Origin of the sequence: Streptomyces sp. NPDC059906, assembly GCF_042730645.1 — a bacterium.
GTDB classification, from domain to species: domain Bacteria; phylum Actinomycetota; class Actinomycetes; order Streptomycetales; family Streptomycetaceae; genus Streptomyces; species Streptomyces rubrogriseus.
In genome coordinates this window covers 24,860-35,566 of the sequence record NZ_JBHWKU010000053.1, presented here as the reverse complement: position 1 = coordinate 35,566, position 10,707 = coordinate 24,860, and the positions used below count along the sequence as shown (strand labels likewise).

Sequence of the window (10,707 nt, the reverse complement as noted above, 5' to 3'; positions counted from 1 at the left end):
TGACGCGCCAACCGCTGCGGGCGGACACCCCCCGACACGCCCCCTTCGCGCCGTACGCGGCTGACCGCCCGTCCCGCCCCCCTAGCTGCGGGCAGCCGCCGCCCCTCGCCCTAGCTGCGGGCAGTCGTGCCGCTGGGGCGGCACGGGTGGGCGCAGCGGCACCCCGCTACGCCGGGCCGCGTGACCCACCCCCGCACCAACCCCGGGTGTCGGTCACACAGCGGTGCACTGGACGGCGTCACGAAGACACCGTCACTCCTCCTTGCCGGTCTCCTCCAGCGGCGGCGTCGGCGGTGCCGTGGGCCTCAGCTTCAGCCACGCCAGGAAGAAGAGCCCCAGGACCAGCATCCCGATCCCGGTCCAGAGGTTGATGTTCACCCCCTGCGCCTTGTCGATGTCCTCGTCGGACGCCACGAAGCCCGCGATCGTCACGATGACGCCGTAGATCACGAACAGCCCGCCGATGATCCGCCGGATGTCGAACAGCCGCGCGGCGGTGACGGACTTGGTCTCCAGCTCGGAGACCTCGTCCTGCAGGTTCTTGTCGGAGTAGGAATCAGACATGCTCTCTCTATCCTCCCGCGATCAGAACGAGAACGGGATGTAGCAGGCGGCGGCCAGGACGACCGCCCCCCAGCCGAGCAGCGCCGGCTTGCGGTACCACGCGTCGTCGCCCTTGGCGGGCGCCTCCGCCATGCCGGGGGAGGTGGTGCCGTACACCAGGCCCTGGAGGTCGGCGGTGGGCTTCGGCGCGGTGAACAGGGACACCGCGATCATGACCACCGCGCCGGCGACGAAGCCCGCGATCGCGGAGACGAAGTTGGCGCCCTGGTCGGAGGGGATGTCGATGATGCCCTGCTTGTAGATGACGAAGTAGTTCACCATCGCCGCGGTCGTGCCCGCGATCAGGCCCCAGAAGCCGGACTTCATCGACGCCCGCTTCCAGAACATGCCGATGATGAAGACCACGAACATCGGCACGTTGAAGAAGGAGAAGAGCGTCTGGAGGTAGCTCATGATGTTGGAGAAGGAGGAGGCCAGGAACGCCGTGCCGATGGAGGCGAGGACGCCGATCACCGTGATCAGGCGGCCGAAGCGGACGTAGTAGCCGTCCTCGCGGTCCTTCTTCACGTACTTCTGCCAGATGTCGGTGGTGAAGACGGTGTTGAAGGAGGAGATGTTGGCCGCCATGCCGGCCATGAAGGCGGCCAGCAGGCCCGTCACCGCGATGCCGAGGACGCCGTTGGGCAGCAGTTGCTGCATCAGGTACGGGATCGCGTCGTTGTACTGGAGGTCCGAGCCGGGGGTGCCGATCTTCGGGACCAGGACCGCGGCGACCAGGCCCGGGATCATGACGACGAAGACGATGAAGATCTTCGGGAAGGCCGCGATCAGGGGCGTGCGCTGGGCCGCCGAGAGGTTCTTCGCGGACAGGGCGCGCTGGACCTCGGCGAAGTTCGTCGTCCAGTAGCCGAAGGAGAGGACGAAGCCGAGGCCCAGGACGATGGTCAGCCAGTTGGCGCCCAGCGGGTTCTCGCTGCCGATGCCCGTGCCGCCCCACGCCGTCATGAAGTCGGAGCCGTGGGACTTGGAGAGGGAGTCGGACAGGCCGTCCCAGCCGCCGACCTTCTTCAGGCCCAGGATGGTGATCGGGATGAGGCCCGCCAGGATCACGAAGAACTGGAGGACCTCGTTGTAGATCGCCGAGGACAGGCCGCCCAGGGTGATGTACGCCAGGACGAAGAAGCCGGCCACCACGATGGCCACCCACTCGGGCCAGCCGAGCAGTGCCTCGACGACGATCGCGAGGGCGTAGAGGTTCACGCCGGCGATCAGGATGGCGGCGATGGCGAACAGGGCCGAACTGAGCAGGTGGGAGGCCTTGTCGAAGCGCAGGAGGAGGAACTCCGGGACCGAGCGGACCTTCGAGCCGTAGTAGAACGGCATCATCACCAGGCCGAGGAAGACCATCGCCGGGATGGCGCCGATCCAGTACCAGTGGGTCGTGTAGACGCCGTACTGGGCGCTGTTGGCGGCCATGCCGAGGATCTCGGTGGCGCCCAGGTTGGCGGCGACGAAGGCGAGTCCGGTGACCCAGGCGGGCAGGGAGCGGCCGGACAGGAAGAAGTCCAGGCTGGTCTTGACCGAGCGGCGGGCGGCGAAGCCGATGCCCAGGACGACCACGAAGTAGATCCCGAGGATCGTGTAGTCGAGCCAGTTGGTGGGGAGTCGAAGCTCTGCGGCTAGGTATGTGGAGCTTGTGGGGGTTTGCATTAAGCACTCGCTTCGTTCGCGAACTGATCCGGAGCGGAACCTACGCCTCCGCGTTCAGTAATTGAACACTTTTGGTGATGAACTTTGTTTGATTGTGATGTGGCGTGGGGGTGGTGGGTTGTGATGTGTTATGTTTGATTGTGTTGGATGATTGACGGGCGTGCTGGTGACTGTCATGGGTGGGTGCAGAGGAGTGCGGCAGTGAAGAAGACCTCGACCCGGCTGGCCGACGGCCGTGAGCTGGTCTACTACGACCTGCGTGACGACACCGTGCGCGACGCCGTGGACCGCCGTCCGCTGGAGCGGACCGTCACCACGTCCGAGGTGCGGCGTGATCCGCTGCTCGGCGACTCGGTTGCCGTCGCCTCGCACCGGCAAGGGCGCACCTACCATCCGCCGGCCGACCAGTGCCCGCTGTGCCCGTCGGACGGGGAGCGGCTGAGCGAGATTCCGGACTCGTCGTACGACGTGGTGGTTTTCGAGAATCGGTTTCCCTCGCTGGCCGGTGACTCCGGGCGTTGCGAGGTCGTCTGCTTCACCTCCGACCACGACGCCTCCTTCGCCGACCTGAGCGAGGAGCAGGCCCGGCTGGTGCTCGACGCCTGGACGGACCGCACCTCCGAGCTGTCCCATCTGCCCTCCGTTGAACAGGTGTTCTGCTTCGAGAACCGGGGCGCCGAGATCGGAGTGACGCTGGGTCACCCGCACGGGCAGATCTACGCCTACCCGTTCACCACCCCCCGCACCGCCCTGATGCTCCGTTCACTCGCCGCCCACAAGGACGCGACGGGCGGGGAGAACCTGTTCGACGCCGTGCTGGAGGAGGAGCTGGCCGGTGAGCGGGTCGTCCTGGAGGGTGAACACTGGGCCGCCTTCGTGCCGTACGCGGCGCACTGGCCGTACGAGGTGCATCTGTATCCGAAGCGGCGGGTGCCGGATCTGCTCGGGCTCGACGAGGCGGCTCGCACAGAATTCCCCAAGGTCTATCTGGAGCTGCTGCGGCGCTTCGACCGGATCTTCGGCGAGGGCGAGCCCCCGACGCCCTACATCGCGGCCTGGCACCAGGCGCCGTTCGGGCAGCTGGAGGAGTTCGAGGGTGTGACGCGCGACGACTTCGCGCTCCACCTGGAACTTTTCACTATCCGCCGTACGTCCGGCAAGCTGAAGTTCCTCGCGGGCTCCGAATCCGGAATGAACGTGTTCATCAACGACGTACCCCCGGAGCGCGCGGCCGAGCGACTGCGAGAGGTAGCGAGTTCATGAGCGGGAAGTACCTGGTGACAGGTGGTGCCGGATACGTCGGCAGCGTCGTCGCCCAGCACTTGGTGGAGGCGGGGCACGAGGTCGTCGTGCTCGACAATCTGTCGACCGGTTTCCGTGCGGGGGTGCCGGCGGGCGCCTCGTTCGTCGAGGGCGACATCCAAGACGCCGCCAAGTGGCTGGACGGCTCGTTCGACGGCGTGCTGCACTTCGCCGCCTTCTCCCAGGTCGGCGAGTCGGTCGTGAAGCCCGAGAAGTACTGGGACAACAACGTCGGTGGCACCATGGCGCTGCTGGAGGCCATGCGGGGCGCGGGCGTGCGGCGGCTCGTCTTCTCCTCCACGGCCGCCACGTACGGCGAGCCCGAGCAGGTTCCCATCGTCGAGTCCGCGCCGACGAAGCCCACCAATCCGTACGGCGCCTCGAAGCTGGCCGTCGACCACATGATCACCGGCGAGGCGGCGGCCCACGGGCTGGGCGCGGTCTCGCTGCGGTACTTCAACGTCGCGGGCGCGTACGGGGAGTACGGCGAGCGCCACGACCCCGAGTCGCATCTGATTCCGCTGGTGCTCCAGGTGGCGCAGGGCAGGCGGGAAGCCATCTCCGTCTACGGCGACGACTACCCGACGCCGGACGGCACCTGTGTGCGCGACTACATCCACGTCGCCGACCTGGCCGAGGCCCACCTGCTGGCCGTGGCGGCCGCCGCCCCGGGCGAGCACCTCATCTGCAACCTGGGCAACGGCAACGGCTTCTCCGTCCGCGAGGTCGTCGAGACCGTGCGGCGGGTGACGGGCCATCCGATCCCCGAGGTCACCGCCCCGCGCCGGGGCGGCGACCCGGCGGTCCTGGTCGCGTCGGCCGACACCGCCCGCGAGAAGCTGGGCTGGAACCCGTCCCGCGCGGACCTCGCGGGCATCGTGTCGGACGCGTGGGAGTTCGCGCAGCGGCGCGCGGGCCAGTACTAACCGCAGTCACCGGAAGGGCGAGGGGTCAGGGCATGGGCGAGGCTGTCGCGGGGACCGTCGGCGAGCGGTTCCGGGAGCTGTACGGGGCACAGCCGGAGGGGGTGTGGGCGGCGCCGGGCCGGGTGAACCTCATCGGGGAGCACACCGACTACAACGACGGCTTCGTGATGCCCTTCGCCCTGCCGCACCAGGCCGTCGCCGCCGTCTCCCGGCGCGACGACGGCGTCCTGCGCCTGCACTCGGCGGACGTCGACGCCGGGCCGGTCGAGCTGCGCGTCGCCGACCTGACCCCCGGCTCGGACAAGTCCTGGACCGCGTACCCCTCGGGTGTGGTCTGGGCGCTGCGCGAGGCGGGGCACGAGCTGACCGGCGCCGACGTCCACCTGGCCTCGACGGTCCCCTCGGGCGCGGGGCTCTCGTCCTCGGCGGCCCTGGAGGTCGTCCTCGCCCTGGCGTTGAACGACCTGTACGCCCTCGGCCTGCGCGGCTGGCAGCTGGCCCGGCTGTGCCAGCGCGCGGAGAACGTCTACGTCGGCGCCCCCGTCGGCATCATGGACCAGACGGCGTCCGCCTGCTGCGAGGCGGGGCACGCCCTGTTCCTCGACACCCGCGACCTCTCCCAGCGGCAGATCCCCTTCGACCTCGCCGCCGAGGGGATGCGCCTGCTGGTCGTCGACACCCGGGTCAAGCACTCCCACAGCGAGGGCGAGTACGGCAAGCGCCGCGCGGGCTGCGAGAAGGGCGCCGCGCTGCTGGGGGTCGACGCGCTGCGCGACGTGCCGTACGCCGACCTGGACGCGGCGCTGGAGCGGCTGGGCGACGAGGAGGAGGTGCGCCGCCTGGTCCGGCACGTGGTGACCGAGGACGAGCGCGTCGAGCGAGTGGTCTCGCTGCTGGAGTCCGGCGACACCCGGGCCATCGGCCCCGTCCTGGTCGAGGGCCACGCCTCGCTGCGCGACGACTTCCGCATCTCCTGCCCCGAGCTGGACCTGGTCGTCGACACGGCCCTGGCCTCCGGCGCCCTCGGCGCCCGGATGACCGGCGGGGGCTTCGGCGGCTCGGCGATCGTCCTGGTGGAGGCCGCCGGCGTGGACGCCGTCACCAAGGCGGTCGAGGACGCCTTCGCGGCGGCGGGCTTCCGGGCGCCGAGGGTGTTCGGGGCGGTGCCCTCGGCGGGGGCGCGGCGGCTGGTCTGAGTCGGTCAGCCGAGCCGTTTCACCAGCGTGTACTCCGTGATCCCCGGCGGGTAGTCGGGGATCACGCACATGACGTCGTAGCCGCGTTTCGTGTAGAAGCCCGGGGCCTGGAAGTCCCAGGTCTCCACCCGGGCGGCGGCGCAGCCGCGTTCGGTGCGGGCGGTGCGCTCCGCCTCGTCGAGGAGGGCCGAGCCGAGGCCCGCGCCGCGGTGGCCGCCGTCCACCCACAGGTAGGTCACGTGGAGCCAGGTCGCCCAGGTGTGCCCGACCAGGCCGCCCGCCAGGCCGCCGGTGGCGTCCAGCACCCACACGTGCAACGGGAATTCGCGTTCGTGAGGGGTTCCGCGCAGGGAACGCAGGACGGAGGAGGCCGCTGTGTTCGTCTCCCGCAGGCGGGTGCGCAGCAGATCGCGCCGTTCCTTGTCGACTTCTGTCACAAGACGAAACATGCGGCTCACCATAAACGTGCCGCGGAGTCAGTTCTGCAAAGAGCCTTCCCCTCCCGGCCCCCGCCCGTACTCTGATGGGCAGCACCGGTGGGGGCCGGTGCCGTTCAGGGGGCGAGACAGCCGGGTACGACACCCGGGAACAGCACAGCTGGACGCGGGCCCCGGCGTCCACCCGTGCCGGTGCCGTCGTCCGAGGACGGACAGACGATGGGTATCCCCTGCTCCTGGCGGAGCTCGGGGGAGGGGGTTTCGTGGTTCGTATCCGAGTCCTGGTCGTCGACGACCATCGCATCTTCGCCGAGTCGCTCGCGGCCGCCCTGGCCGCCGAGCCCGACGTCGACGTCTCCGCGGCCGGCAGCGGTCCGGCCGCACTGCGCTGCCTGGAGCGGGCCGCGTCCGAGGGGCGGCGGTTCGACGTGCTGCTCGTCGACGCCGACCTGGGCGGTCACGTGCCCGGCGTCCGGCCCGCCGTGCCCGTGCGGGACGGCAACGAGGACGGGCTGGTGGACGGGATCTCGCTGGTCGCGGGGGTGCGTTCGGGCCAGCCGGGCGTACGGACCGTGGTCCTCGCCGGGAAGGACGATCCGCGGCGGGCGGCCCTCGCCCTGGGGGCCGGGGCCTCGGGGTGGGTGGCCAAGGACTGCTCCCTGTCGCGGCTGCTCAGCGTCATCCGGGGCGTCCTGCGCGACGAGACGCATCTGCCGCCCGCCCTGCTCACCGGCGTCCTGCGCGAGCTGACCGCCGCCCGCAAGCACCGCACCGAGAGCGAGCTGCTGGTGGAGTCGCTGACCCCGCGCGAGCGCGAGGTGCTGCGCTGCATGGTCGCCGGGCTGGGCCGCAAGGCGGTCGCGGAGCGGCTGTACCTGTCCCCGCACACGGTCCGCACCCACATGCAGAACGTCCTGGGCAAGCTGGGCGTCCACTCCACCCTGGCCGCCGTGGCGCTGGCCCGCAGGGCCGGGGTGGGGCCGGCGGATCTGGACGGGCCCTCAGCCGGGGATGTTGTCGAACGGGGCGGTCAGCTGGCGTAGCAGGGCCGCCAGTTCGGTGCGCTGGGCGCGGGAGAGTTCGCCCAGGATCGCGCGCTCCTGGGCCAGCAGGCCCGCCAGCGACTGGTCGGCGCGGTCCCGGCCCTCGTCCGTGAGCCGGACCAGGACGCCGCGCCGGTCGCTGGGGTCGGGCAGGCGCTCCACCAGGCCCTTCTTGGCGAGGCGGTCGATGCGGTTGGTCATCGTGCCCGACGTGACCAGGGTCTGGGTGAGCAGTTGTCCCGGGGAGAGCTGGTACGGGGTGCCCGCGCGGCGCAGCGCGGTGAGCACGTCGAACTCCCACGGCTCCAGCTGGTGTTCCGAGAAGGCCAGCCGGCGAGCGCGGTCCAGGTGCCGGGCCAGCCTGCTGACGCGGCTCAGTACCTCGAGCGGTTCCACGTCGAGGTCCGGGCGCTCCCGGCGCCATGCTGCGACCAGCCGATCGACCTCGTCCTCCATGACGATCAGTGTAGTGGTTGTGTCGATGTGAAGTCTCTTGATGTCGACTCTCTCGATGACGACTGTCTTGACGTCGAGATACTTTCGGGTGACGCTGGGTACCCGTCCCGCACGGACACCCTCTGGAGGCTCCATGCCCGCCACCGCCCCCACCTGGGACCCCGCCCAGTACCTGCGCCACGCCGGCCACCGCGCCCGCCCCTTCACCGACCTCCTCGCCCGGATCCCGGACCTCCCCGCGGACCCGCCCCGCATCGCCGACCTCGGCTGCGGCCCCGGCAACGTCACCGTGCTGCTCGCCGACCGCTGGCCCACCGCCCGCATCACCGGCTACGACAACTCGCCCCGGATGCTCGAACGCGCCCGGCAGTACGCCGGCCCCACCTCCGGCGGCGGCCACCTCGACTTCGCCCCCGCCGACGCCCGCTCCTGGACCCCCGACGAGCCCTGCGACCTCCTGGTCAGCAACGCCACCCTCCAGTGGGTCCCCGGCCACGCCGACCTCTTCCCCGGCTGGATCGACCGACTCGCCCCCGGCGGCACCCTCGCCCTCCAGGTGCCCGGCAACTTCGACGCCCCCAGCCACCGCCTGATGCGCGAACTCGCCGGCTCCCGGCGCTGGCGGCAGCGCCTCGACGGCGTCCTGCGCCACGACGACGCCGTCCTCACCCCCGAGGGCTACCTGGCCCGCCTGACCGCCGCCGGCTGCACCGCCGACGTGTGGGAGACGACGTACGTCCACCTGCTGCCCGGCGACGACGCCGTCCTCGACTGGGTCAAGGGGACGGGGCTGCGGCCCGTACTGGACGCCCTCGACGACGACCCGCCCGCCCGCGACGCCTTCGTCGACGAGTACCGGGCCGTACTGCGCGCCGCCTACCCGGCCCAGGCGCACGGCACCCCCTTCCCCTTCCGCCGCGTCTTCGCCGTCGCACGGAAGCCTGCGGGGTCTGTGGGGTCAGCGGGGTGTGTGAGGTCCACGGGGTCAGCGGGGTCTGTGAGGTCCACGGGGTCAGCGGGGTCTGTGAGGTCCACGGGGTCAGCGAGGTCCGTGGGGTCAGCGGGATCCGCGGGATCCGTGGAGTCGGCGGGATCCGCGGGATCCGTGGAGTCGGCGGGATCGGCGGGGTCCATGGGGTCAGCAGGATCGGCGGGGTCAGCGGGATCCGTGGGGTCTGTGGGGTCGGCGGGGTCGGTGGGGTCCATGGGGTCAGCAGGATCGGCGGGGTCAGCGGGATCCGTGGGGTCTGTGGGGTCTGTGGGGTCGGCGGGGTCGGCGGGGTCGGCGGAGTCCATGGGATCAGCAGGATCGGCGGGGTCAGCGGGATCCGTGGAGTCGGCGGGGTCGGCGGGGTCGGCGGAGTCCATGGGGTCAGCGGGATCGGCGGGATCCGCGGGGTCCGTGGGGTCCGCGGGATCCACGGGGTCCGCGGGATCCGCTGGGGAGGCGAGCCGGTGATCACCGGGCTCGATCACGTGCAGCTCGCCGTGCCGCCTGGCGCCGAGGAGCCGCTGCGTGCCTTCTACATCGGCGTCCTCGGCATGACCGAGGTCCCCAAGCCGCCCGTGCTGGCCGCGCACGGCGGCTGCTGGTTCCGGGCCGGCACCGTCCACCTCCACCTGGGCGTCGAGCCGGCCGGCTTCCGGCCCGCCCGCAAGGCCCACCCCGGGCTGCGGGTCACCGGGATCGACGCGTACGCCGCCCGCCTGGAGGCCCACGGCACGCCCGTCACCTGGGACCACGACCTCCCCGGCCACCGGCGCTTCTACTGCGCCGATCCCGTCGGCAACCGCCTGGAGTTCCTGGAACCGGACGGGCCCGACCGCCCCTGACCCGGGCTCACACCACGCCGTCCGCGGCGAGCGCGTCGATGTCCTCCTCCGACAGTCCGAGACCGCCGAGTACGGCGCGGGTGTGCTCGCCCAGCGCCGGGACCGCCTCCATGCGGGGCGCGTCCCCGGCCGGTCCCGGCGGTGCCAGGGCCGGGACCGGACCGGCCGGGGTGGGCACCTCGTGCAGGCGTCCGCGTGCGGCCAGCTGCGGGTGGTCCCACACCTCGGCGACCGTGTTCACCCGCGCGTTGGCGACCGGCACCGCGTCGAGCAGCTCGACCGCCTCGGTGGCGGTCAGCTCCGCGAACCGGGCCGCGATCAGCGCGCCCAGCTCCTCCCGGTGCGCGTCGCGGTCCGCGTTGGTGGCGTAGTGCGGATGCCCGGCCAGCTCCGGACGGCCCAGGAAGCCCGCGCAGAAGCCCTGCCACTCGCGCTCGTTCTGCACCGCCGTCATCACGACCTTCCCGTCGCCCGCCGTGAACGGGCCGTACGGGTAGATCGTCGCGTGCGAGGCGCCCGCCCGCGGCGGCGGCCCGCCGCCCTCGAAGGCGTAGTACAGGGGAAAGCCCAGCCACTCCACGGTGGCCTCCAGCATCGACACGTCCAGGTGCGTGCCCCGGCCCGTCCGGCCGCGTTCGAGGAGCGCGCCGAGGACCGAGCTGTACGCGTACATCCCGGCGGCGATGTCCGACACCGGAATGCCCGCCTTGGCCATGTCGTCCGGCGTGCCCGTGACCGACAGCAGCCCCGCCTCGGACTGCACCAGCAGGTCGTACGCCTTGCGGTCCGCGTAGGGGCCCGGCGCGCCGTAGCCGGAGATGTCGCACACGATCAGTTCCGGATGCGCGGCACGCAGCTCCCGCGCGCCCAGTCCGGCCCGCGCGGCCGCGCCCGGCGCCAGGTTCTGCAGGAAGACGTCCGCGTCCGCGATCAGCCTGCGCAGCAGCTCCAGGCCGCGCGGATCCTTGAAGTCCAGGGTGAGGGACTCCTTGTTGCGGTTGGCCCACACGAAGTGCGAGCTCAGACCCCGCACCCGGGTGTCGTAGGCCCGCGCGAAGTCCCCCGTCCCCGGGCGCTCCACCTTGATCACCCGGGCGCCGAGGTCGGCGAGCTGACGGCTGGCGTAGGGCGCGGCGATCGCCTGCTCCAGCGCGACGACGGTGACTCCGCGCAGCGGTTGCATGCCCTCAGTCCTCAGTCCTCGGCTCTCAGCCGTCAGCTCTCAGCTCTCCGCCCTCAG

Annotated in this window: 10 protein-coding genes and 1 pseudogene; 6 read left to right on the top strand and 5 right to left on the bottom strand. The window is 71.4% G+C overall.

The features are described 5' to 3' along the window. Positions 1-252: 252 nt before the first annotated feature. Both ACFV9J_RS39245 and ACFV9J_RS39240 read right to left on the bottom strand, forming a co-directional pair. A complete protein-coding gene (locus ACFV9J_RS39245; RefSeq protein ID WP_385362832.1) occupies positions 253-564 on the bottom strand; it encodes a hypothetical protein in 312 nt (103 codons plus the stop codon). 21 nt (positions 565-585) lie between these two features. Beyond that, positions 586-2,274 carry a sodium:solute symporter family protein gene (locus tag ACFV9J_RS39240; protein ID WP_385362830.1) on the bottom strand — a complete coding sequence of 563 codons (1,689 nt, stop codon included), beginning with the start codon at positions 2,272-2,274 and terminating at the stop codon, positions 586-588. Between the two features lie 201 nt (positions 2,275-2,475). On the opposite strand from ACFV9J_RS39240, the gene galT reads away from it, so the two are divergent. The 3 genes from galT to galK are packed head-to-tail and all read left to right on the top strand — an operon-like array spanning position 2,476 to position 5,698. Beyond that, positions 2,476-3,537 (top strand): galactose-1-phosphate uridylyltransferase, encoded by a 1,062-nt coding sequence (gene galT / locus ACFV9J_RS39235; RefSeq protein ID WP_385362828.1) that lies wholly within the window; start codon positions 2,476-2,478, stop codon positions 3,535-3,537. Beyond that, positions 3,534-4,502, top strand: a complete 969-nt coding sequence (gene galE, locus ACFV9J_RS39230; RefSeq protein ID WP_385362826.1) for a UDP-glucose 4-epimerase GalE — start codon at positions 3,534-3,536, stop codon at positions 4,500-4,502. The genes galT and galE overlap by 4 nt, the downstream gene beginning before the upstream one ends. Positions 4,503-4,534: 32 nt before the next feature. After that, positions 4,535-5,698 carry a galactokinase gene (gene galK, locus ACFV9J_RS39225; RefSeq protein ID WP_385362824.1) on the top strand — a complete coding sequence of 388 codons (1,164 nt, stop codon included), beginning with the start codon at positions 4,535-4,537 and terminating at the stop codon, positions 5,696-5,698. Between the two features lie 5 nt (positions 5,699-5,703). Here galK and ACFV9J_RS39220 read toward each other — a convergent pair whose 3' ends face one another. Next, entirely contained in the window at positions 5,704-6,159 is a 456-nt protein-coding gene (locus tag ACFV9J_RS39220) for a GNAT family N-acetyltransferase (protein WP_385362822.1), read from the bottom strand. Positions 6,160-6,398: 239 nt separating this feature from the next. On the opposite strand from ACFV9J_RS39220, the gene ACFV9J_RS39215 reads away from it, so the two are divergent. Then, positions 6,399-7,178, top strand: a complete 780-nt coding sequence (locus ACFV9J_RS39215; protein WP_385362821.1) for a LuxR C-terminal-related transcriptional regulator — start codon at positions 6,399-6,401, stop codon at positions 7,176-7,178. Here ACFV9J_RS39215 and tamR read toward each other — a convergent pair. After that, positions 7,137-7,634, bottom strand: coding sequence for a MarR family transcriptional regulator TamR (tamR, locus tag ACFV9J_RS39210; protein ID WP_356859267.1), 498 nt, complete (start codon positions 7,632-7,634; stop codon positions 7,137-7,139). The two genes, ACFV9J_RS39215 and tamR, sit on opposite strands and share 42 nt — an antisense overlap. 133 nt (positions 7,635-7,767) lie before the next feature. Here tamR and ACFV9J_RS39205 point away from each other — a divergent pair. Further along, positions 7,768-8,580, top strand: a pseudogene (locus tag ACFV9J_RS39205) (trans-aconitate 2-methyltransferase); the annotation flags it as partial. 509 nt (positions 8,581-9,089) lie between these two features. Then, positions 9,090-9,467 (top strand): VOC family protein, encoded by a 378-nt coding sequence (locus ACFV9J_RS39200; RefSeq protein WP_385362819.1) that lies wholly within the window; start codon positions 9,090-9,092, stop codon positions 9,465-9,467. Between the two features lie 7 nt (positions 9,468-9,474). Here ACFV9J_RS39200 and ACFV9J_RS39195 read toward each other — a convergent pair whose 3' ends face one another. Further along, positions 9,475-10,650 (bottom strand): CaiB/BaiF CoA transferase family protein, encoded by a 1,176-nt coding sequence (locus ACFV9J_RS39195; protein ID WP_385362817.1) that lies wholly within the window; start codon positions 10,648-10,650, stop codon positions 9,475-9,477. Positions 10,651-10,707: the final 57 nt, after the last annotated feature.

Excerpts from the sequence above, each read along its gene's own strand:
- ACFV9J_RS39245 (WP_385362832.1), bottom strand. The coding sequence starts at position 564 with ATGTCTGATTCCTACTCCGACAAGAACCTGCAGGACGAGGTCTCCGAG.
- ACFV9J_RS39240 (WP_385362830.1), bottom strand. The coding sequence starts at position 2,274 with ATGCAAACCCCCACAAGCTCCACATACCTAGCCGCAGAGCTTCGACTC.
- galE (WP_385362826.1), top strand. The coding sequence starts at position 3,534 with ATGAGCGGGAAGTACCTGGTGACAGGTGGTGCCGGATACGTCGGCAGC.
- galK (WP_385362824.1), top strand. The coding sequence starts at position 4,535 with ATGGGCGAGGCTGTCGCGGGGACCGTCGGCGAGCGGTTCCGGGAGCTG.
- ACFV9J_RS39220 (WP_385362822.1), bottom strand. The coding sequence starts at position 6,159 with ATGGTGAGCCGCATGTTTCGTCTTGTGACAGAAGTCGACAAGGAACGG.
- tamR (WP_356859267.1), bottom strand. The coding sequence starts at position 7,634 with ATGGAGGACGAGGTCGATCGGCTGGTCGCAGCATGGCGCCGGGAGCGC.
- ACFV9J_RS39195 (WP_385362817.1), bottom strand. The coding sequence starts at position 10,650 with ATGCAACCGCTGCGCGGAGTCACCGTCGTCGCGCTGGAGCAGGCGATC.